The organism is Rhodococcus sp. NPDC059968 (assembly GCF_042738615.1).
Taxonomy (GTDB): domain Bacteria; phylum Actinomycetota; class Actinomycetes; order Mycobacteriales; family Mycobacteriaceae; genus Rhodococcus_F.
Genome location: NZ_JBHWUE010000027.1, coordinates 12059 through 33881, shown reverse-complemented (window position 1 = coordinate 33881; position 21823 = coordinate 12059). Strand labels below are relative to the sequence as shown.

At 59.4% G+C, this 21823-nt stretch carries 16 protein-coding genes; 4 read left to right on the top strand and 12 right to left on the bottom strand.

The annotated features are described in order from the left end of the window. Window position 1 precedes the first annotated feature (1 nt). From ACFWAY_RS22010 to ACFWAY_RS21980, 7 genes are all read right to left on the bottom strand, one after another. Window positions 2-1444 (bottom strand): MFS transporter, encoded by a 1443-nt coding sequence (locus tag ACFWAY_RS22010; RefSeq protein WP_378512118.1) that lies wholly within the window; start codon window positions 1442-1444, stop codon window positions 2-4. A 111-nt stretch (window positions 1445-1555) separates the two neighbouring features. After that, window positions 1556-2473 (bottom strand): VOC family protein, encoded by a 918-nt coding sequence (locus ACFWAY_RS22005; RefSeq protein WP_378512117.1) that lies wholly within the window; start codon window positions 2471-2473, stop codon window positions 1556-1558. A gap of 59 nt (window positions 2474-2532) precedes the next feature. After that, on the bottom strand, window positions 2533-3675 hold the full coding sequence (locus ACFWAY_RS22000; protein WP_378512116.1) for an acyl-CoA dehydrogenase family protein: 1143 nt from the start codon (window positions 3673-3675) through the stop codon (window positions 2533-2535). Window position 3676: 1 nt separating this feature from the next. Then, the gene (locus ACFWAY_RS21995; RefSeq protein WP_378512115.1) at window positions 3677-4663 is read right to left on the bottom strand and encodes an acyl-CoA dehydrogenase family protein; all 987 of its coding nucleotides are present in this window, start codon (window positions 4661-4663) and stop codon (window positions 3677-3679) included. 103 nt (window positions 4664-4766) lie between these two features. Further along, window positions 4767-6920 (bottom strand): acetate--CoA ligase family protein, encoded by a 2154-nt coding sequence (locus ACFWAY_RS21990; protein ID WP_378512114.1) that lies wholly within the window; start codon window positions 6918-6920, stop codon window positions 4767-4769. Window positions 6921-7668: 748 nt separating this feature from the next. After that, on the bottom strand, window positions 7669-8142 hold the full coding sequence (locus ACFWAY_RS21985) for a MaoC/PaaZ C-terminal domain-containing protein (protein WP_378512113.1): 474 nt from the start codon (window positions 8140-8142) through the stop codon (window positions 7669-7671). A 17-nt stretch (window positions 8143-8159) separates the two neighbouring features. Beyond that, window positions 8160-8723 (bottom strand): MaoC family dehydratase N-terminal domain-containing protein, encoded by a 564-nt coding sequence (locus ACFWAY_RS21980; RefSeq protein ID WP_378512112.1) that lies wholly within the window; start codon window positions 8721-8723, stop codon window positions 8160-8162. A gap of 453 nt (window positions 8724-9176) precedes the next feature. Here ACFWAY_RS21980 and ACFWAY_RS21975 point away from each other — a divergent pair, with 453 nt between their 5' ends. The 3 genes from ACFWAY_RS21975 (at window position 9177) to ACFWAY_RS21965 (ending at window position 13269) form a co-directional block, all read left to right on the top strand. Beyond that, window positions 9177-10643 (top strand): NAD-dependent succinate-semialdehyde dehydrogenase, encoded by a 1467-nt coding sequence (locus ACFWAY_RS21975; protein ID WP_378512111.1) that lies wholly within the window; start codon window positions 9177-9179, stop codon window positions 10641-10643. A gap of 304 nt (window positions 10644-10947) precedes the next feature. After that, entirely contained in the window at window positions 10948-11565 is a 618-nt protein-coding gene (locus tag ACFWAY_RS21970; protein WP_378512110.1) for a LysR family transcriptional regulator, read from the top strand. Between the two features lie 51 nt (window positions 11566-11616). Continuing rightward, a complete protein-coding gene (locus tag ACFWAY_RS21965) occupies window positions 11617-13269 on the top strand; it encodes an AMP-binding protein (RefSeq protein ID WP_378512178.1) in 1653 nt (550 codons plus the stop codon). A gap of 281 nt (window positions 13270-13550) precedes the next feature. On the opposite strand, the gene ACFWAY_RS21960 is transcribed toward ACFWAY_RS21965, so the two are convergent. Further along, entirely contained in the window at window positions 13551-14069 is a 519-nt protein-coding gene (locus ACFWAY_RS21960; RefSeq protein WP_378512109.1) for a TetR/AcrR family transcriptional regulator, read from the bottom strand. A 750-nt stretch (window positions 14070-14819) separates the two neighbouring features. Continuing rightward, window positions 14820-15239 (bottom strand): HIT family protein, encoded by a 420-nt coding sequence (locus ACFWAY_RS21955; protein WP_378512108.1) that lies wholly within the window; start codon window positions 15237-15239, stop codon window positions 14820-14822. A 789-nt stretch (window positions 15240-16028) separates the two neighbouring features. Between ACFWAY_RS21955 and ACFWAY_RS21950 the strand changes: the two genes are divergently transcribed. Then, a complete protein-coding gene (locus ACFWAY_RS21950) occupies window positions 16029-16217 on the top strand; it encodes a GMC oxidoreductase (RefSeq protein ID WP_378512177.1) in 189 nt (62 codons plus the stop codon). Between the two features lie 2223 nt (window positions 16218-18440). Here the strand turns inward: ACFWAY_RS21950 and ACFWAY_RS21945 are convergent. The 3 genes from ACFWAY_RS21945 to ACFWAY_RS21935 form a co-directional block, all read right to left on the bottom strand. Beyond that, a complete protein-coding gene (locus ACFWAY_RS21945) occupies window positions 18441-20126 on the bottom strand; it encodes an FAD-dependent oxidoreductase (RefSeq protein WP_378512107.1) in 1686 nt (561 codons plus the stop codon). A gap of 99 nt (window positions 20127-20225) precedes the next feature. Next, window positions 20226-20432, bottom strand: a complete 207-nt coding sequence (locus tag ACFWAY_RS21940) for a ferredoxin (protein ID WP_378512106.1) — start codon at window positions 20430-20432, stop codon at window positions 20226-20228. Beyond that, window positions 20429-21721 (bottom strand): cytochrome P450, encoded by a 1293-nt coding sequence (locus ACFWAY_RS21935; protein ID WP_378512105.1) that lies wholly within the window; start codon window positions 21719-21721, stop codon window positions 20429-20431. The genes ACFWAY_RS21940 and ACFWAY_RS21935 overlap by 4 nt, the downstream gene beginning before the upstream one ends. Between the last annotated feature and the right edge of the window lie 102 nt (window positions 21722-21823).

Here is a 21823-nt window from a genome sequence, read left to right as displayed (position 1 = left end):
CTTAGTTCCCTTCGCTAGATTCAATAGGATCGCTGACCCGTGCATCGGAATGCGCTTGAGACTGCTTGGTGTGCTTTGGTTTTGTCGTCCTACCGCCAGACTCCGAGCGGCGAACAGTTTGCGACGCGATGACCGCAATAGACACCGCGATGCAGACGATCACGTAATAGGACACGGCGATGCCATTGCCGGTGCTGGCAACCAATGCGGTTCCGATCAGCGGCGCAGTACCTCCAAACAGCGCGACCGACGTGCTGTACCCCATGGACACGCCGCTTGCCCGAACGCTGCTGGGAAACATCTCGACTAGTAGAGCTGGAATCGCTCCACCTAGACAGGCCTGTGCGAATGCAATCAGAAGGCACCCCATCGTCGCCAACCAGGTGCTCCCGCTGTTCATGAGCAGGAAGGCAGGAATGATACTGAGGAGGTAAACTGCGTTGCCCAACAGTCCGATTACTCGACGGCCCCAGACGTCTGAAAGCAATCCGACGAGGGGAATGCAAAGCACGTACAGTACGAGCCCGGCGAAGAGTATCTTCAACGAGGTTCCATACTCCAGACCCACCGTCTTGGTCAGGTAGCTCGGAATGTAGGACACTAGAATGTAAGCGGAAGCGGCGAAACCCATTACTGCACCGGCCGCGACCAATACGCGCGATCTGTGGAAACGAAGTAGGGAAAGAATCGGGGATCTCTCCACCTTGTTCTCGTCCATGACGCGCGAATATTCGGGTGTTTCCTCCAACCGCCGGCGCAGATAGAGCCCGATCAGGCCTAGCGGGACACCGATGAGGAAGGCGAGCCGCCATCCCCACGAGTTCACTGCCTCGGTGGGAAGTGTCGCGGTCAGTACGACTCCGATGCCGACGCCTGCCAACGTTCCCAGTCCGCCGGAGAACAGTTGAATGGAGCCGTACAGACCGCGACGATTCCGCGGAGCGATCTCGACGATGTAGGACGCCGCGCTACCAAATTCGCCACCGAACGCGATTCCTTGTACAAACCGCCCGATGAACAAGATGAGAGAGCCGGTGACGCCGACACTCGCGTAGCTCGGCGCCAAGCCCATGACCAACGTCGCTGCCACCATCGCGAAGACTGACCATGCAAGCGACGACTTGCGGCCCACCCTGTCCGCTAGATGCCCAAATATGACGGCGCCGATTGGTCGTGCGACAAACGAAACTCCGAAGATGGCGAAGGTATACAGCAGAGCGGCGACATCGCTCTCCTGCGGGAAGAAGACCGCGGCGATGACCGTTGCGAACGTCCCGTAGACCAAGTAATCGTAGTACTCGATGAAGTTGCCGGCGCCTGCGGCGAGTATTCCTCTTCGTCGTTCCGCGGCCGACGCAGTCGGAAAGGCATCCGCGGATTCCGCATCCGAAGATTGCCGAACATAATTGGACATTTCTGGTCTCGGCTCGGTCTGCTCCGACATCGTGGTTCTCCTAGAAACTGAGGTTTGGCAATGTACCGCCGATGACGGCACCTGAGAGGATCGGCTCATCGACCTGCCGAGAATTCACCCCAGAGCCTTCAATTCGAAGGGCTAGTTGGATGTGAATACGAAGGGAACGTTGTTGCAGTCGGCGGGTTCAGCTGTCACATAGTCAGGCGAGTGCCGAGTAGTTCGAATCCCCTGGTCGCTCAGGTGTTCTGTGAGCTTGTCGAGATCACGGACCTGCAGCGTAATGCCGTAGATCCTCGCCCCGGTCTGGGTGAGCTCGTCGTGAAGGTGGGTTCCCGCCGCGGTGGGCTCTGCAACTTCGAGCAAGGTGTCCCCAAGTCGTGCAAGCGTGTAGCGGTAACCGAGTTCCTCTCTCGTTCCCTCCTCTACGATCTCGGCAAGGAACTTCGTCCGCAGTACCTCTGTCGCCTCGGCGAGATCAGTCACGGCGAAGGTGATGTGACCCAGGCCTGTCACTGTGGTGGGGTGGTCGTCCCAGCTTCGAGCGAACTCGGTCCAGGTGTCGATGTATCGAGGATCTTTGCCTTCGACGAAGGATTCTGAGTCGCCTAACTCGCAGGCAATTCCAGCAACATCTTTCGGGCGAGGAAAAACGTACATGTGTTCCGGGTCCATTTCGTCGATCGGTACGCCTCCTGGCATAGCGATCTGGACGCCCTCATTCACGAAGTGCTTGGCCAAACCGATCGGATCGTCGACTTGATAACCCACCGAGTGAAGTCGACTGCCGTGTTTGCTGAAGAACTTGCCGACGGGCAGCTGTGTATTGACTGGCTTTGCAGGAGCGATGATTTCGATGCACAGGTCGGCGATATGGACTGTGGTCATGTACCTGTCTTCGGGTTCGAGGTAGTCCGGATCCGGATACCCCATACCCGGCAAAGCGCCGAACACTCGCCCGTACCACTCGACCATCGCCCCGACATCCTCGGTGATGTGGGCGACCCGCATCATCATGCCGACACCAAAGGGACTCTTGGTTTCTACAGGCTTACGCATTTGCTCTTCTCCATACTGGTAGTCCTGTCTATTTGATTGGGATGCAAGCGCGGAAGCAACTACGCCCGAGGCAATCCCAGGACTCGCCATGCAAGGATGTTCTTCTGAATCTGGGCGGTACCACCGAGCACGCTGAGAACTCGGGACCACACGTAGTCGTGCATCGGGTCGATCCGAGTGTCGACCACGGTGCGTGCGCCGACGATGTCCAGAATCAGGTGCTGCAATTGCTGCCCTGCATAGGTCCAGAGAAGCTTTCCGACGGAGCTCTCCTCTCCGGGCTGAGCGATCGCGGCCTTGACACGTGCGGACACCTGCTCGAGTCCTACGTACTGCAGGCCCTCGATTCGGGTGTACATGTCCGCGAGGCGACGGCGAATCACGGGGTCGTCGAGGACGCCGTGCGTTGCTGCCAACCGCTCTGCCTCGCGGAGCCAGGCCCGAAGCTCCGACATGACATGGGTCTCGGCCGGGTTGCGCTCATACGTGAAGGTGGACATTGCGATCTTCCACCCGTCTCCGGGATTGCCGAGCATGTACTTGTCGGGAATCTCCACGTTGTCCCAGAACACCTCGCCGGTTTCCGGGTCGTCGTTGGCAAGGTGCACGGCCCGGACCTGGACACCGAGTGTATCCAGTGGCACCAAGAATGCCGAGATGCCACGGTGTTTTGGACCCTCCGAGCTGGTCCTTGCCAGCAGGAAGCACCAGTCTGAGTACACCGCGTAGGTCGTCCACAGCTTCTGGCCATTGACGACCCATGTGTCGCCGTGTCTGACCGCGCTCGTACTCATATTCGCGAGGTCGGATCCGGCATCGGGCTCGGAGAATCCCTGACACCAGATGATGTCTCCGTTAAACGTTGCGGGCAGGAACTTCTCGCGTTGTTCGTCGGTCCCGTGGATCGAGATCATCCGAGCGAAGATGTTGATCGTTCCGGGGTACTCGGGGCATTCCGCTGCACCGATCTCCTGGTTGAGGATCATGTTGTATACCGGGGACAGTCCTTGTCCGCCTTCTGCGACGGGCCAGGTGAGTGCCAGGTAGCCGGCATCATTCAGCGCACTGGTCCACTGCCGGATAAGAGGTCGTGCCTCCTCGATGCTCGACGCTTTCCGCCAATCGGGCACGTTGCTGTCCGCGAGCCACTTCCTGAGCCTTGTGCGGAATTCGGCTTCTTCTGGGCTGTCGAGGTAATCCATGTCAGTTCACCACCAAGCGTGAGTCGGCAATCAGTGCAAAGTGCGTGTCCTCAGAGCCGAAGAGGTGTCGGTCGGCCAAGACGCGCCGTGTGAAGAGGTGTGCGATGTGCTCGCTCGTGACACCGACGCCTCCGAACACCTGCATGGCGGCTTCGGTGACCTCGAGCCCGATGCGGGCCGAGTACGCCTTGGCGCTGCGTGCTGCCAATAGCGCCTCGGCCGGCTCCAGGGCGTCCACCGCCCACGCGGCGTACGCCGTCAAGCTGATGGCAGGCTGGGTGTTCACATACGCGTCGACCATCAGATGTTGCAGGGCCTGGAACGATCCGATCGGCACACCGTAGGCGATCCGTTCTTTCGAATACGCCACGGCATTGGCGAGCGTTTGGCGCATTGCTCCCACCGCGTCAGCGCTGACGGTGGTCAATGCCAGCGCTTCCCAACGCATCAGGTCTTCGGCCGACAGCTCACCCACTGTCTCGGCACCGTCCCAAGACAGTTGTGCAATCGAGCGGGTGGTGTCCAATGGTGACGGGATCACGGATGTGATGTCGACAGGAACAGTGAGAACCTCGATCGTCTCGCCACCAAGGCCGAGCGCGACGACAAGATCAGCTCCGTCAACGTCCCAGCCGACCAGGTCGCCATCGTGTGGATTTGCCAGCGAGGACAAGTCCGCGCGCATCCCTAGCCCACAGCGAACCGTCCCGGCTGCGATATCGTCGACGAGTTTCTCCGGCGCGCCGGCGAGACTGAGTAGTTCCACGGCCAATGACGCACCCACGAAGGGAACAGGCGCCAATGCCTCAGCTAGTGCCTCGACGACGAGGCGTACCTCGGTGCCGGAGGCAAGCGGGAGGCCGTCCTCTCGGGCCCGAAGGCCCAGCACGCCCACCTCCGCGAGCCTCTTCCAGCCGCCTGCGCGGTCGACGTCGCCTAGGTCGGATGGGTTACGCAGCGCGACTGTATCGGCGATCCGCTGCGCCACGTCCAGCAGGGCGTCCTGCTCCTCTGTTAGAACAGCCAACATGGGTGAATCTCCTCTTCAACGATGTGGTGCAGCGATGTCCCGTAGTTGTGGAAGGCTCGATTCATGACGGTTGACCGCCTGACTTCTTGGCTGCCAATGCGTCGAGAATCCGAGCGCCCTGGCCCTCGGGGAATACCCGCACCGGGTTGACATCGAATTCGTCGAGATCGTCGCGCAACCACCAAGCAAGGTGTGAGATCTTCTCGACTACGTCGATAAGCGCGTTCAAGTCGCCGGCTGTTCCTCCCCGCCGGGCGCGCAGGATTGTTGCCGCCGGGCTGCTCTCCACGAAGGCCCGTGCTTCTTCTGGTGCCAGCGGCGCCAGCGCCGTTGAGATGTTGTCCAGCGCTTCGACGAGGACGCCTCCCTGACCGAGGGCTAGAATCGGGCCGATACCTGGTTCGATGGTGCAGCCCAGGAACACGTCGATGCCGTCCGCTGCCATCTCCTGTACGAGAACACCATCGATCTTTGCCAGTGGCACAGACTTCTGTACCGCAGTCATGATTTCCCGGTATGCAGCTCTAACTGCGGCTTCGGTGGTGACGCCCAGAGCGACCCCTCCCACTGCTGCTTTATGGGGAACGTCAGCTGAATCGACCTTCAGCGCGACCGGCACACCACCGAGGTCGGCGAACACTCGCGCGGCTTCGTTCTCATCACGGGCAAGTCCCTGACGCGTAACCGGCAGACCGACTGTGCCGAGCAGTTCGGTCATTGCACGCTCCGAGACGACTGTCCCTGGCTTTGCGCGAAACGCGTCGAGTAGCCCTTCCGGAGCGGGGCCGGCGATGTCATCGGAGTCGGCCAACCATTTGATCCACCGGCTGGAATTTTGGGCCGCGGCGAACGCGGCCAGCGCGTTCCGCGCACCCTGCAGGAGCGGCAAGTCGTAGTCGCGGGCGATCTTGACAAAAGCTGGATCCATTGTCCCGCCGACCATGCTGAAGGCCACGGCTGACTTGTCAACGCCAGATTTTGAGGCCTTCCCCAGTGACTCGATCATGCTGGCATAGATTCCCCTGTTGAGGTCGTCCGCCACGGTCGGCGAATGGAAGGCCCAACTGACCAAGGTCAAGTCCGGGTCCTCACAGAGCGTGCGCAGAATGTTGTATCGGGAGTCTTCGGCCAGACCGAACGTCGTTACGTCGAGGGGGTTGTTGGGGGTTGCTGCATCTGGCAGGCAGCCCTGCAATTTGGTTGTGGTTTCATCGCTGAACGCTTCCAGTTGCAGTCCGGTGTCTGCGGCTACGTCGGCCAAGATGCCACTTCCGCCGCCGGAGATGGAAGCGAGGCCAATATTTCCTGCTTCGAATTGCGGGTAGCGGCCGAGGAGGATGGCGGTTTCGACCAGTTCGTCGAGATCTTTGACTCGCGCGACGCCGAGCTTGCGGAGCCATGCGTCGACTGCGCTGTCGGCTCCGACGAGGGCACCGGTATGTGCCAGTGCTGCGCGCCGTGAGAGTTCGGAGCGGCCTGTCTTGACTAGAACGAGGCGCTTGCCGTTCTTCGCCACGAGTCGAGCGGACCGCTCGAAAGCGGCGGGGTCTCTGAAACCCTCTACGAAACAGGCGATCACCTTGGCGTGCTCGTTTGTGGCCAGGTAGGAGATGTAATCGGCGAGCCCGACCTGAGCCTCGTTGCCGATGGTGATGACGTGGCTGAGGCCCACCCCCCGCGATACGAACGCATCACCCACGCTGTTGGTCAGCGCGCCGCTGGCGAAGACGAGCGCGATATCTCCGGCCTGCATCGTCGAGGGCATAGGTCCCGCTGTAATGATCTTGCGCTCGTGGAGACTGGCCACGCCGTAGTTGTTCGGGCCATTCATTACGATTCCGAGACGATCGGCCGTCGCCTTGATCTTCTGTTCGAGAAGCAAGCCCTCGCCGCCGATCTCACCGAATCCGGAGGCGACGACGACTGCCGCGCCGGCGCCCGCCTCCGCAGCCTGCTCAAGCGTGTCGTTGACACGTGAGGCGGAGACGGCCATCGCAACCAGATCCGGCGGATCTGGGAGATCTGCCAGGCTCGGGTAGCACGGGAGTCCTCTCAGTGTGGTGTACTTGGGATTAACCGGATAGATCGGTCCCGGGAACTTCCAGTCAACCAACTGATCGAAAAGCCATGCACCCATGCCATTCTTGCTGGCTCCGACGACGGCGACGGAATCAGGTAGCATGAGCCGTCGGATGTCGAGCTCGAATTCTGCCACGGTACTTGCTCCTAGTGTTCGGAGGCACGCTCATCTCGGGTGCCTCAGGCATCTGCAGACGCATCTCCACCCGCGTCAAGATCCGTTGAGGTACGACCGCATCAATTGCGCCGCGCCTTTGAATTCCGGTTCTTGATTTTCTTGGGGCGCCATCTCATCCGTGAACAGGTTTGTCTCCGGCTGACTTGGCTAATGGGGCGAAACTGGTCTTTCACATCGCTTCTCTGCTGCGGCCACGTAGTACCAGGCTTCGCCTATGTGTGCCGCGCCATCTGAGGAACTGCCGTTCTTCCGGCATAACTTATGACGATCAATCGATGTGTACATCTGAACGCATAGATGAAAGGTAAGCCCCCTCGAGCTGGGTGTCAAGCATCAGTCTCGAAAGTTCCGTACTCACCGACGCGTGGGTTCACCACCGATACCGGACTCGGTCGCCGGCAACTCAAGAAGCCGCAGGCGGTCACACCCTGACTCGCGATCGGTCCAGGCATTTCGAGGTGGTCCTCCAGATCCTGAGGTCCCGGAACTCACTGGACAGATCGCGTGTTTCGGCCAGTTGCGGAAAGACCTGTTCCCCGGTCCATCCGGCGCCGTTTCGACAGTCGTCCGTCAGCCGGCCACCCGTTCATCACGATTGTTGGTGTGACCGTCGTACGGCCGTCTTTGGGCCAGCCCAGTGGGGACTGCGCTCAACCCGTTGCGATGTTAGGGATCTCGAAGCAAATCGGTAGCGTCGGACTCGTGATCAGCCCGTCACGCATCGTTCGCTTCTCTGCGACTGGTGGAAGTGACCATCGTCCGATAGCACCACAACGGACCTGCCGGGGGCGAGCTGCAGGCCTTCCTCGGTTTCCGTCCATATGTCGAGCGAAACGATTGTTTCTTCGGACGTTCTCTCGATGTCTGTCACGGATGCCCTGGCAGTCACCGTTTGACCCTTGAGGTTGGGAGACCGGAATTGGCATGACAAGGAGCGTATTTCGCCGTTGTCGCCGAGCCATTCGCGCAGTGCACTGTGCAGGTATGCCCACTGCAGGTTGCCCATGCCGAATGCCGCAGGATAGCCGGCTGCCCTACCAGCGTCGTCGTCCATGTGCATGTGCACGAATTCATCGTTCACGGCGGCAAACCGATTCCAATTTCCCAGATCAGTTGTGCGGGAAAAGGCCGGGAGCTCATACCCGACGACAAGATCGTCGGACTTCGTATTCTCAGTCATTGCAGCATGTCCTGTCTTCAGTACCGGATCAGTGTGAAGTAGGACCGTTTGACCAGTTCGGCCCGCTGATTGGTCCAGGTTGCCTCGGTGCGGCTGATCAGCATGTGTCCGAGTTTGCCCTCGCGTTCGTTGTACGACACGAGCTTGGCCTCGCTGGTGATGACATCACCTGGCCGAATCCGTTTGTGGTACTCGACTTCGAGCCCACCGTTGAGTCCCTGGTTGAGCGGAGGCGGCTCGATGCCGAGCAGTGTCTCTGACTGATGGATTGCCTCCGCGTCAATGAGAGCCGGTCTTCGCTCCGGGACGGCTGTCATCCAGGCAAAGGGATTGAATTCGTGGGGTGCGACAATTCCGCCGTGCCGAGTGCCGGCCGCGAATTCACCATCCCAGAACTGGCGAGGAGGAGGGTCCGGGTAATAGACGGCGATAGCCCACCTCCGAATGTCGGACTCACTGACAGGAAACGAGACCAAGCGCTCGTAGACCTGCCCCACGGCCCCCTCCATCTCGGGAGTTACGTAGCTGGTGACCATTCGTATCATTTCCGTTCTCACGTCTTGCACCTGTGCCTGCACCACCGCAGAATCACAGGATCACGCGCAACGGGTTCACATATCCATCAGTATCAAAGTTTGTTGTCAATGCCCACAGTGGTTGAAGACGGCACCGGACGGCCCGGCCGTACCGCATCCGGGCCACCTCGTCAGTGGCGTATGACGCCTCCCCCTGGTGCTGATCCCCGCATGCCCCGCGGCGAGCTGTCGTAGCGGCGCCTGGCGGCGATGCCTCAAAACCGGCGGGTCGTAGCGAGGTGGGTTCTCCGACGCCAGCGACATCGACGAACCTACGGTACTACCCATAAGGCGGTACCGAAGGTCAATGACTATCAAACTTCGTTGTCAAACGAATCGACATGGCCTGGCCTCTGCAATCTTTGCTCTTGAGCACCGCGCGCTAGATCCTCATTGCAGCGCCGAAGGTCAGCGCTCGAGGAACTGACTCGTTCAATCAAGTTAAGGGAGTTTCGTTCGATGGATACCTACAGCACAGCAACGCTTTACATCAACGGCAAGTGGGTGGAGGCAGACAGAGGAGCCTCCTTCGAGGTGACGGATCCAAGCTCAGGGCAAGTCATCGGCGTAGCAGCTGATGCGGGGACAGCCGAGACTGAGCGCGCCATCGCGGCCGCTTCAGATGCGTTCCCGAACTGGCGTGCGCAGAATGCGTACACCCGCGCGGCTGCTTTGCTCCGCATGCATGAGCTCATGCTGGAACGTTCCGAAGACCTCGCTTTGCTGATGAGTCTCGAGCAGGGGAAGCCGCTACGTGCAGCGCGCAACGAAATCCGTTATGCCGCTGATTTTCTCATCTGGTTCGCAGAGGAGGCGAAGCGCATATACGGCAGTACGATTCCCTCCTCCAGGACGAATCAACGTTTGACAGTGCTTCGACAGCCAATCGGGGTGGTGGCTGGAATCACTCCCTGGAACTACCCAGTCTCAATGATCACACGCAAGGTTGCCCCCGCTATCGCGGCCGGCTGTTCCATCGTCGTCAAACCTGCCGAGCAAACACCCTTGTGTGCTCGCGCAGTGTTCGACATCTTCGACGAAGCAGACCTGCCGCCTGGGGTCGTCAACCTAATCACCACCAGCCGGCCCTCCGAGGTAGGAGATGCGTTCCTTCGATCGCGTGCAATCCGCAAACTCACCTTCACAGGATCCACTGCCGTCGGCAAGATGCTAGCGAGCCGTGCCAGCGAATCCATGAAGCGTGTGTCCCTCGAGCTAGGAGGGCACGCGCCCTTCATCGTGTTCGACGACGCGGACGTCGAACACGCCGCGAAGGGAGCGGCGTTAGCCAAATACCTCAATACCGGGCAGGCATGCATCAGCCCGAACCGCATCTACGTCCAAAGAGGCAGCATTGGCCGCTTTGTCAACGTCCTCACCGATCGAGCAAGGCGGTTGCGACCCGGCTCCGGTGTCGACGAATCGTCAACGATTGGGCCTCTCATCGACATGACCGCGGTGACCAAGATGGAGCAGCAAGTCGCCGACGCAGTCGGTAAGGGTGCGCAAGTTGCGATCGGCGGCGAGCGGCTGCGCGAAGATGGCCTCGACGGTGGCAACTTCTTCGCTCCGACAGTCTTGACCGGGGTCTCCCCTGCGATGTCGATTTACAACGAAGAGACGTTCGGCCCAATTGCTCCGGTGATCGCATTTGACACCGAAGATGAGGTTGTCGCTATGGCAAACGACACGGAGTACGGCTTGGCCAGCTACGTCTACACGAAGGATCTGGCACGAGCAGTCCGGGTCTCGGAAGCGCTCCGCTTCGGAATCGTCGGCATCAACGACATCAATCCGACTGCTGCCGCCGCTCCATTCGGTGGTCTCGGTGAGAGTGGCGTCGGCAGGGAAGGGGGAGCTCAAGGTATCGACGAGTATCTTGACGTGAAGCTCGTCGCCCACGTTCTGGGGGATGCCGTCGATTAACGGCCGGAGTTCGCTGAGGTAACCCTGCCGATCTCTCGACGATCTCGCATCGAAGTGCTTCGCGAGACGGTGGTGGGCCGTCCCTTCCCTGCTCGCGGAGCCGCGGCAAGCGCAGCGGCGGATCGCTGTGACTCTTGACACACGCTCTCAGCTGGCCTACCTTCCTTCTATGCGTTCAGATGTACACATAACCATCCTAGGCCGAGTGCACGTCTCCCGAACGCGGACAGGCTTCTAGTCATCTGGATCGAGACGAAGGAAGATCCGTAGCAATACCGACGCCGTCGCCGGCGGAGAGTGGCGTATGCGTGGCGCGACGAACCGCCACGCGTACGACCGACGATCGTTGAGGGCGCCGTCCGTACGCAGACAGGGTTCGTCGAGTCCGCACGTTGTTCCGGCCCGAAACCGATCCAACAGTGCGGTGATCCGACGGGAGATTGGACAAGCGATGTCAACAAATGTAGAGGTACGCCATCTACGCGCATTTGCCGCAACAGCCGAGCAGCTGCACTTCACTCGTGCAGCCGCCTGCTTGCATATAACTCAGCAGGCGCTAAGCACACAGATCAGACTCCTGGAGAAGCAGCTCGGCATCAAGCTTTTCGACCGAACGACACGCAAGGTCGAACTGACGACAGCGGGCGGGGTCCTGTACAAGCACGTCCAGAGTCTCTTCGATCAGCTCGACTGCGCAGTGGAGGAAGCGAGACGAAGCGCGTCACTGGATCGGGGTCCCGTGCGAACCCCGATCCATGCCCAACGGGATCTACCGCCTTCGCCTGGGGCGAGGACCGTGTCCTCCCACCTTGTTGGAGACGGCTCCGACGTACGAGCAACAGCCGACCTCTTTGCTGGCAGCGCGATCCCGGAACGACAGATCCGCCCGCTCCTCACACATCCGGCAGCCCGCGCTAGTTAGCGCGGGAACAAGCACTGAGCTCGCGCAAACTAGCGCGAGCTCAGTACCTCGCTGTTCCCCGTATGCCTGCGCGCAGGCGGAGTCGCCAGCAGAGCCGATTCACAGCGGTCGCCACACATCCGATTCGAAGGGGTTAAGACCATTACGCTCAACATCGATCTAGCGTCGCTGCTCGAGGCACGCGCGCAGGAGATCCCGAACAAGCTGTTCCTATCGTTCCCGCGCGCAGGTATCCAACTCACCTATCGCGAGTTCGATATCCTTTGCAATCGCACCGCCAACGGCTTTCGCACCATCGGTGTCGGATCGGGTGACTTCGTGGCGCAGATGGTGCACGACAGCCAGCACTTCCTCACGATTTCGTACGCGATCAAGAAGCTAGGCGCGGTGGAGGTCCCCATTGGCACCGACTTCCGCGGCGACGCTCTGAGGCACATTCTGAACCTGTCGAAGGCTTCGGTTCTTGCTGTGTCGCCGGAACTGCTTCCGGCACTGGCCGAAGTCGCAAACGATCTACCGCACCTACGCAGCATTGTGGTCACAGACGGCGAGGTCGGAATCGCACGTGACGTGCTTGGAGCAATGCCGATCGAAACCCTGGACAATCTGATGAGCGGGTCCCCCGAAGCCCCCGACCGGCGCGTTCGGGATACGGACCTCCAAGCGATTGGGTTCACGTCCGGTACCACGGGTCCCCCGAAGGCGTGCATGCTATCTCACCGATATGCAGTCCGCGCAGCCGAAAGCATGGTCGCCCCCTGTCGCCTCACCAGTGACGATCGAGTCTTCACGATGTGGCCGCTACACCATGTAGCGGCCGCGTACTATGACGTTCTGTCGATGATGCTTGTTGGTGGAAGCGTTGTCTCGGTTCCTAGCTTCGAAGCCGCCCACTTCTGGGACGAAGTTCGCGCCTCGGGTGCGACCTGGTTCGAGGGAATGGGCTCGCTTCTCGTGACACTGCACGATATGCCGGCGAGCGACATGGACCGTGATCACTCGGTCAGATTCGTATGGGGAGCTCAATTTCACTTTGATGTCGAGGAATTCGAGAATCGGTTTGGGTGGCAGGTCCTCCGCGGAGGAGGCTATAGCTCCACCGACGGCGGGTCTGTTGCTCTCCCGGTGCTCGGAGACCGGCTCCCTGAGGCCTGCGCAGGAACGCCGTTCGATACTCACGAAGTTCGAATCTTCGACGACCATGATAACGAGCTGCCCGTGGGTGAAGAAGGGGAGATTGTTCTCCGCCCGCGTGAGGCGGACGTCATGTTCAAGGGCTACCTCGGAATGCCCGAAGCTACGCTCGCTGCGCAACGGAATCTCTGGTTCCATACCGGTGACGTGGGCCATGTCGATAGCGACGGCCGACTGTACTACTCGGGACGTAAGAGTGACCGCATCAAACGCTTTGGCGCAAGCATTTCTACACATGCCATCGTGGAGATTCTCGATGGACATCCCAGCATTGCAGCCTGCGCGGTGGTGCCGTCACGGACGGATACGCAGGACGACGATGTGCATGCATATGTGGAATTGAGGCCAGGGCACGAGAACCTCGAGGTGCATACGCTCACCGAGTACTCGATTACGACAATGCCCCGTTACATGGTCCCAAGCAGAATTTTCATTGTCGAGTCCCTTCCTCGCACGCCCACTGGCAAGGTGGCGATCAAGGAATTGGTCGACAGGTACGGCATCGAGTGATATGACCCTTGTCGGGACCGTCGGGTACCCGAGCAGACATGGGCGGCTCGCCTTCGGCCAATATTGAACCGCGAGCCGCCCACTGACTCTCCTTGGAGAGAACCCGAGCCGTGAACGGCTTTCGGGGCAGATCGAGATGCCAGTCCACTCCTTGCTCGACCATCAGGTCGATCACGACCGACCCGGTCTCTCTGATAGGAGACGACCGTCACGCACAACCGACAATTCCCCACAGAGGATCCGACCGGTCCCCACAGAGGATCCGACCGGCCTGCGGCTGCTCATTTCATTTCGTGGAACTGACGGCGCAACATTGGCAAGCACTCGTCGCGCTTCAGTGGGCGATCACTGGCGAGGGCTTCGAGGACCAATCCGTCAACGACGAGCGAAAGAGCTCTCGCCGTGTCTGGGTCCGTGTGGTTAGAGAGTGTCACGTACGCGATCCTGGCCCACGACTTGCTGGCAGCACGCAGATGAGGCCGACGCCTCGACGCGAGATAGAGATCCAGCTCAACAGCGGACTTGCGTCGGGATTGACCCGACGTAAGTCGGTTGAGAAAGACTGCAAGCTCTTCCGCGAGATCTGCGCCGTCGGCGAGTGTCTCTCCCCATTGGCGCCACATCGTCGTGCTCTCCTCCGCTGCCATTTCCAGCGCACTAGCAAGGAGATCCTCGACGTTCGAGAAGTGATAGGTCATCGACCCCAATGGAACGTCCGCCACTGCAGCAACCGCCCGCAGAGTAAGCCTTTCGACGCCGATATCCGCAACGACATCAACCGCAGCGCGAACAATTCTCACTCTACGGTCCGGATCGAATCGGCGACGCCGCGCAGCAGTTGGTGCGGTCGACCCTTCGTTCTCAGATGCTGGATTCGCCATGGTTAGCAAATCTTACCCCCATACGCATTGGCATTTGTGAACCGCAGTAGTCCCACAGCGACTACTCGGCTGACTGCGAATCAATCAGCGGATCCGGGTCGTCGCCCTCAACTTGCTCCAGTTGGGACTTCACACGCATTGAGCAGGCCAGGGGCGCGAAGTTCGCCCCTCCCCCCGTCTCAGCCCTGTCACTAACAGTGCGCATCATGGCCCAGCGGTGTGCAGCTTTCCTGCCCGCCGCGGACCCCAAAGCACCCTCTGCCGGATAGCGCAGGAGCTGATAGGTGAACCGTCCCCGCCGAGTGCATTAAACACCCCGATCAGATGACCAGGTCGCGACGATCCTCGTCCGATTCCGTCCAGTATGGATCGTGTACACACATGGCCAGCCAACGTGCGTTACTCCGAGCGACCACAACGTCGATGAAGCCGCGTTGGACGAGCGCTAGCCAGCCACCAGGCCTCAGCAGGGTCACGAGTGCGAGAATGGCATGTGCAACCAGTAGTGGCATGGATACCTCCTGGACTTTACGAGCTGTACGCGGCAGGCGGCACGCACTCAATCAAGGCCACCGCCGCTCGGAACCTTTTTGCGCCGACTACACAAACCGCCCCAACCAGGTCAGTACCTACTCAGCAGCCTGATGATTCGGGCGGGTGTGTCGACATTCAGTCGACGAAAGCAGCCAACTGTCGCGCGATATCGGCTGCGTAGCCTGCGCGCTGCTCGAGGGTGTCGTTACCACGCTCCGCCGACATCATGACCCCGTTCTCCGGGTAGCGCGGAATCACATGAAACTTGTAGTGCTGCACCTTGTTGTAGTCCCCCACCAGATCGTCGTTCGAGATGTGGTGGACTGAGATCGGCGCTGTGACCTCTCGGAGTGCCCGCGACAGGCGTTTAGCGACCAGGAAGACATGGGCAGCCAAATCGTCGGGCACGTCGATGAAGTTGACGTGATGTTCGCGGGGGATGACCAAGAGGTGATGCTTGTTGACCGGATCCAAGCTGATCGCGCCGTAGCACAGGTCATCAGAGTAGAAGACGACCTCGTCGTCAGTGAAGTTGCAGAAGATGCACTCGTCCATCAGTTTTCCTCGGGGTCGCGCGTTGGCAGTTTCGGTGGAGCCGGTTCGCTGGGTCACAAACGCCTGAACGGGCCCGCGTGCAGCGCATCAGGGCAGGAGAGTGTCTGCGAACGGATACGCAAAAACAGCACTCCCTCAGCTTCAACCGTCCTGATTGTAAGGCATTCGTTGCTCGTAACTGATCACGAGTTTCAGTTAATCTGCGGCTTTGTCACGACCCTCATTAATCAAGGGATTTCGTTAGTCATGCGCCGTCGGGAGAATAAGTAAGGATGTGACCTGCACTACTGTTGAAGTATCCGGGAATACCAGAGGACAAGGGACGAGAGATGAGTCACGACTACACTATTGCAGGCGCAGGAGTGCTGTATGCGTGCTTGCTAATAGGCTTCCAGAAGACCCATCAAATAAAGCACTGTTGTTAAAATATGGGGGCCTGATTCAAATCAGATACTTTACATGCACTACCTCCGGACTACAACAATCTTGAAGCTGCCGACGAAGAAGAAATGAAGGTAGCGAAGACGGCCGGACTGAGGGGATACATCCTGGAGCCTACGACGACAAGTTCCATCCATATCAGCGGTTCCCTCCCGGAGAGCCCGCCAATAATTGACGCACATTACCGGAACCCGACTATGATAAGAAAGCTACCGTCGGCATTCTGACCGGTGCCCACGCCTCCGATCGCGGATCTGGTGGAGGAACAGGAGTACCCAGGCCCTGGCGTCCAAACGCCGGAACAAATGATCGAACACTCGATGAACAGCGGGCCCACTAGCTGACGCGATTGGGGCATGTGCAATGGGGCCTGGAGCCGAGGACCTAGTCGATTCACGGCTCAGAGTTCTAGGCGTCGAAGGACTCCGAGTCGTCGACGCATCCGTGTTCCCAAGCATCCCATCAGCTGGCAACGCCGCTCCGACGATGGCGCTGGGATGGCCGGCAGCCGACTTCACCCTCCAAGACTGCAGCTAGCCCCGGTGCACCATCAGGACCCTTAGGGCAAAGTTCGTGAGCAGGGCAGATCTCACGCGAGGGTCGCCCTTCTAGCGATAGTCATCGCAAAGTGCGAAAGTCCTGGCCTGGCGCGAACGCGACAGCCGTCCGACACCAGGCCAGGACTGCTCAACCCGATGGAAACCGCAGATTCCGGGAATCACTGTTCGGCGACAGTCGACCTCATGAAGAGCCAATCGATATCACCGGCGGCAACCCTGACGCGACTTCGGATCGAAAGCGGACACAACAGCCACAGCCTCGATTTCCGAAAACTCCAGTAGCGAGGCCGGCACCGAGTGCGTTACCCCGCTTTCACATTGAGATCGGGAGGTTCGTCATCGCAGTAGATCTCTGAAGAAACAGCGTGCGCGAACGTCTGCTCTCGCAGACGCTCGAATCTTGCGCAGAAGCGTTGTGAGCGTCGTGACATCACTGAAAAGTGTGGAACTCTCTTTGATCCCCACTTCGCTCCCACCGAACCGGCTTCGCCGCATGACAATACGTCGAGCTTACCCAAAATACCCGCGACGTCGAACTTAACTGCACTTTCACTTATCCCCAGTATCCTCAGCGACTGCCTCTATTTGCTTTCCGATCGACAGGTGCCGTAGCACCCTCAAGCTCACGGCGATCTGGTGCTGCCAAGAGGGGTGCGTCGGGTCGTTGGACGAGAATACGGCATGGATTCTGAACATCGACGCGGCTTCCCGACCTTCGATGGATGGATAGATCGACGCACCCCATAGCCCTCACACGACCTCAAATCTGGCGATCGAGAGGCGAAATTTCGACGGCGCTCGTGCTGTCATCACGGAGTTGCAGTAAGTAAGTTGTCTCCATCTCAATCCCACGCGATACGAGTTCGCGCTGTCCATGGTTGTGCCATAAGACGAAGTACTGCTGTCGAGACGACCGCACGGGCAGTATGTGACCTCTCCGGGGAGCGAACAGCCGTCCGGCTGGTGGGTCGACGAGTTCCACGAGTACGGACCCGTGTCGCAGTGGAGGTCCGCGTTCCCCACCCTCTCGCCCCATGCGGTTGTGACTGACCTTCTGGACAGGCCCCTCAGACCAAGATCAGCGAGCGCTACTTAGCGCGAATTCCCTTCGCATCCAGTTTCGATCAGGATCTGGGTGCGGCGGCCAGGATGCACAGTCCTGACCGCCGCCACTGACCGGCGCCACGCCGCCCCTCAGATGCATTCTAGATCCACGTCCACTCTTTGAACCTGGCCTTCACGCAGCACGCCGCCAATCGTGCCGCGGTGCTATCTGGTGGGGCTCCTCCCACTTCCTGTTGGCTCACCCGATCAGAAAGTCGTGAGGGTGACGGGGATTCGCCGGTCGGAGGTGCCTTCGGTCGGATAAACACAACCTCTGGCACGGATGAATTCTACTCCCCCAGCGCGGTAATCGCACTATGCCTTGTGCGGGAAGATTCGGAACGATCACCCAGAATCCTCGTCGTAGATACATGAGATCTGATACGCCGGGCTGGCACACGAACTGACACCTTCGACGCTCGGCCAACTGATCGCCTTGTACGAACACTAAGACTTCCTTCGAGGGCGATCGGGGAAATTAGCTCCTTCGATCAGGGGGCCTGAACTCGGCATGACTCAAGCTTTGCCGGTGAAGGTGGCGCTGTCGTGCCAAACCGTGAGTTCTGCTAGGAGAAGTCTCTACTCGCGAGCTGATTGAGTGGTATAGGAACAGCCAACCTCAGAGGCTCCTGCAGTCTGCAGTTGGAGCCGAACAGTCGTTTCGGGTCGAGTCCGCGCCTGTCTGATATGTCGCGAGCATGTGAATGTGTCTCTCCACCTTCGATGCAGGCTCGGGCGCACCGCAAACACAGAGGTCGCCAGATGATTCTGTGCGTTGTGCTGTTGGCGTGGAACAGGCTGTGGATATCGCAGTGCGGGTGTGCGTTTCTGCAGCACCAGGATTCACAGTGATTGCGGCGTCCCTTCAGGTGACGAAGGTGATCACTATCTTCTGATCGCCTTCGTCACAAGCGAAGCCCTCTCAGCTTCGCCGGTTCCTCTTCTCAGTGAGGTCGTCTCCGTGAGACAACGCACTCGTCCTTGTCGCGATGAACCCCGTTGAGTCCGGCAATGCGGTGGCATGCTCACGAGGTAGGTACGATCGGCGACGGTTGGCGCTCTGAATCTTGGCGTGAAGTGGTCGTTCCGGACCGGCTCAGTCAGACGCGTTCGCACGAGCGGCCGCCAGCATGCTCTCGATGTCAGTGAACTTGAGGCGTGGACGGCCTCTCAGCTCACCGTTCGCCTTCTCGGCCACGTCAATCTTGGTCCATCCCGCAAAGTTGAGAACGTCCGGATTCCGTGTGGTAACGATGGCCTCGAGATCCTCAGCGCTGGAGATCGGCACGTCGAGCCTGCTGTTCTCGAAGTCTTCCAGAATTCGTGCGACAGTGTCGGACGCGCATTTTTTGTTTGTACCGATCACACCCGAGGGGCCGCGCTTGATCCAGCCGGCGGTGTACACGCCCTTCAATGCGGCTCCAGTTGCCGGGTCGACCACACGCCCTCCCTCATTAGGAATGATGCCGAGAGAGTCGTCGAAGGGTAGGTCCACTGTGGCATTGCCGCGGTAGCCGATGGATCTCAGTACCAAACCTGTTTCGACGATCTCGGTTTCGCTGCCGGGGGTGGCAAGTAGCATCCCGGCCGGCCCCGCGCTGAGCGTGTTTCGCGCTATCCGCAGACCGTTGACACATTCGTCTCCGACCACAGCGACGGGAGATGCCATATAGCGGAACACAATTCGCTTAGCTTTTCCGGTCGTTGAAGTTGCCGCGACGCTCTCGGCAAGTTCAGCCTTTATACGTACCGACGGTTCGATAGCATCAGAGTCGATTAGTGCTCTACTGTGCTCATCGAGTTCCGCATCTGCTGGATCGATAACAATATCGACGCCATCAAGATTCGTGAGCGCGATGAACTCAGGGTTAGTATATGCAGCTTGCGCCGGACCGCGTCGTCCCAACACGACCACTTCGCGAACCTTGCTCTTTCGCAGGGCCTCGACTGCATGATCTGCCATGTCGGTCCGATGGAGTTCGTCTGGATCGGTCACCAAGATACGGGCGACGTCGAGCGCGACGTTTCCATTCCCGACGATAACCGCTCGTTCGTGTGACAGGTCGAACCGGCGATCTGCGAAGTCGGGGTGACCGTTGTACCAAGCAACAAATTCCGTCGCAGCGTGGGATCCAGGAAGATCTTCCCCCTCGACCCCAAGGCGCCTATCCCCAGGCGCTCCAACTGCATAAATTACTGCGTGATGATGTGCAAGTAGTTCGTCGTGGGTCAGGTGCTTGCCAACCTCGATGCCAAGATTCAAGCGAAATCCAGGCTCATCCCCCAACAACTGAAACACCTCGGTCACTGCTTTCGTGCCGGGATGATCGGGGGCAACGCCAAACCTGACAAGACCGTAGGGGGTCAAGAGACGCTCGAACATGTTGACCTGGACTCCGCGGTGGCCCAAAAGTTCTATCGCGGCATAGCTTGCGGCAGGGCCAGACCCGACGATGGCGACACGCAAGGTCGTATAGTCGAAGTTCTTCTTCGCGGGACGCTTCAGAGGAGTGCCAAGTTCGATGGGATGCTTCTCGTAGTATGCCGCATTGATTTCCAAGTACGGCATCGTCTCATCGTCGAGGTCGTCTTCTGATCGGATCGCGTCAACCGGGCACGCGTAGACGCATTGGGAGCAGTCGATGCAGGCTTCTGGATCGATATACAGCATCTCCGTTCGCATGAACGGAGCCTCATCGGGGGTGGGGTGAATACAGTTTACTGGGCACACGCTGACGCAAGACGCATCATTGCAGCATGCTTGTGTTATTACATAGGCCATTCTCTACTCACTTGTCCCTGAATTCAAACGCGAAGCCACCCCGCCCGCAGATTGCGTAAACTCCCCAGCGCACCGTGTGCAGGACCGAAACCATCACGACTAGTCCGATAGGATGGAGATGGCGCCACTCGGACAGTTGTCACGCATGTCTTTCGCGAGCGAAGACTGAACTTCCGAGCCAGTGGGGTAGGCGATTCCATCATCCTCGATGACGGCAGCGTCGGGTGCTAGCATCTCGCAGATGCCCATCCCAACGCACCTGTTGCCGTCGATTGCGATCCCTACGAGATCTGTCCGTTCGTTCATTTCGCCCCTGCCTTGACGGGGGTGAACGCGCAGGGCGCCGAGCGGAACGTAGCAAACACTGGAGAATCCAGAAGCACAGGATCCCCGGTCATCCGAAGATCAGGTAGCTGTTGGAACAACTCGCGGTACAAGATCTTCAACTCGGTGCGGGACAGCACATTTCCCAGACAGTAGTGGATCCCCCGCGCCCCAAAGGTGTGATGCGGATTGTCCTTCCGTCCCAGGTCGAATCGTAGCGGATCGTCGAACACGGTCTCGTCGAAGTTGGACGAGACGAAGAACAGACAAACCGTGTCGCCAGCCGCGATCTCTTGCCCACCGATTGTCGTGTCGGTGACGGCAGTACGCCGAAACGCCTGTACTGCGGAGCCCCACCGAAGGATCTCCTCAACGGCGGTGCGTGAGAGGCCCTCAAAGTTGGACTGCCAGCGCCGGCGCTCGTCGGGAAAGGTAGTCAGCGCATGCATACCATGCGCTGCTGTCGCAGCTGTAGTCTCCGTTCCCGCAGAAAGCAGCAGATAAAAGAGGGAACCGATCTCTTCGTCCGACAGACGTTCACCATCGACTTCTGCCTCGATCAGAGACCCCAGCAAGTCGTCGCCGCCGCCTGACTTCCGCCGCGAGCGCGAGAGGTCGGCGCCAAAGGCAGACAGGGTCACGACACTCTCAACCAGTTCCGTTACGTAGGTGGACGGTTGATACTCGATATCGCCGCTGAAACCCATAAGATTGCCGGTTCTGGCGATCCACGCACGGTCCGCTACTGGCGCCCCGACCATGTCGCAGATGACTCCAAAAGAGAAGGGTGCGCTGATCTCATGATGGAAGTCGCACTCTCCTCGATCGGCTACAGCACTGACGACACCGCGAGCCTGCTCCTCGATCCAACCCTCGATGTTCTTCATGACCTTGGGAGTGAAGGCCTTCGACACTATCCGGCGCATCTTGGAATGACGCGGAGGGTCACTCGCTAGGAATCCATCTTGGAGCTGGTTGTTGATCAACGGTACGCCGTCCATCGCGAACGCGGTGCCACGCTCGTTGCTGAACGTCGCCACATCACTGGTGATCGCCTGAATGTCCTCATGGCGAGTAACCGCCCAGTAGGGGCCGGGAGGGTACTCGGCAGGCGCCCACGGCGTTGGTGGCTTGTGCCTTGAGATCGGTAGTTCGTTCCTCAACACGGCAAAGACTTCGTGCTGAGTAGCGCGGGGGCTCTGCCACAGCTGTGGATCCGAGAGGTCAATCTCAGACGCCGTGGGCGTGCGGTAAGTCTGTGGCATATTCATCCAATCCCTCTCTATGCGTACATCTGAACGCATCGACGACGCTATGGGTTAGCTCAGGTACCTGTCAACGATTGCACTGACTTACCATCAAATTGCGTAAGA